Genomic DNA, 1201 nt, shown 5'->3' on the forward strand with positions numbered 1-1201 from the left:
AACATATCGATTCTTGCCAGGGGCTTAATGGTGGGTAGACTAATCTTGATCGTCTTGATCGCGTTCCGATAAAAAATCGTCTCTTATCTGATCGATCTTTTCTTTAGAAGTAACTTTGATTGTTAGATACCTCTGAAGTTCTTGTCTAAATGTCCGTTCAAGAAACTCCTTGATTTCCTGCTTGCCCTCCGGACCACTCAAGCGCCTTTTTGAGAATTTTTCAAAAACAGACGTATATGTCAGCCCCATAATCACTACATAGGTAGCAGCTAGTGCTCCTGCTGCTGCCTCTGCTGCCAGAAAACCAGGAGGAAACAAGCCGACCAAAAAGGTCGCTGATATTTCTAAAGCCCCAGTTGCTGCAACAGTAAGTGCTGTTGCGGCTGTTGGACCACTAATCGGCTCTAGAATTTCGATAATATCATCGGAATTATATAATTTCGCTATAGCTTTTAGAAGACCAACTTGAGAGGAAGTCATGGCTATTACCGATGAAAACGGAACAGGAACAAACCCAGCTCCAAAGCAAGTTGCAGCAGCAGCAGCAATGTACTTCCAGGCTACCCTCTTCTTCTCTCCAATACTGACTATTTGGTTGGCAACTATGGCATCTGAATATATAGTTGGTAATAATTCAACCGTTTTACTGACTAGTTCTTCGAGTCCAAAAGCTTGACAAATGGGTTGATTGTACTTCTCTAAAGGTTTAGCGGCTACCTCGAGAATGTCATAAGCCTTATTAAATTCACAATTTATGATCACATCCTTAAGCTTATAAATGTCTTCATAACTCACAATATCGCATTGAGACAAAACTATGATCACAGGAATTGCTAATCGGTTCAGTTCGTTAATGATATCGGCATCGAAGCCCTCAAATCTTTTCGATGCCGCATTGATAACGTACCAAACCAAATGTATTTGTGATTCTAATCCTTCGGATTTTTTGTTCTCTATAAAATTAAATAGATTTACTTTGAACTCTTGTTCTTTATTCGCTTCATAACCGGCTGAATCGTATAAATTAATGGGTTTGCTTGTATCTACAGACCTATGATCTGGAGTATAAAGCTTGAATGATTTACTTACAGGCCATCCTGTATTCGTTTCGGCTTTTTCTACCCCAAATACCTTATTGATAAGAGTACTTTTTCCTGTACCCGTCTTACCAATTATGGCTATATTGGGAGCCCTCATTTCT

1 protein-coding gene is annotated in these 1201 nt (G+C 39.6%); it reads right to left on the minus strand.

Annotated elements, in window-relative coordinates; genetic code table 11:
• Positions 1-39: 39 nt before the first annotated feature.
• The coding region (locus F6K49_RS50750) for a GTPase (protein ID WP_293110482.1) at positions 40-1201 on the minus strand (1162 nt) is incomplete at its 5' end.

Source organism: Moorena sp. SIO3I6 (assembly GCF_010672095.1).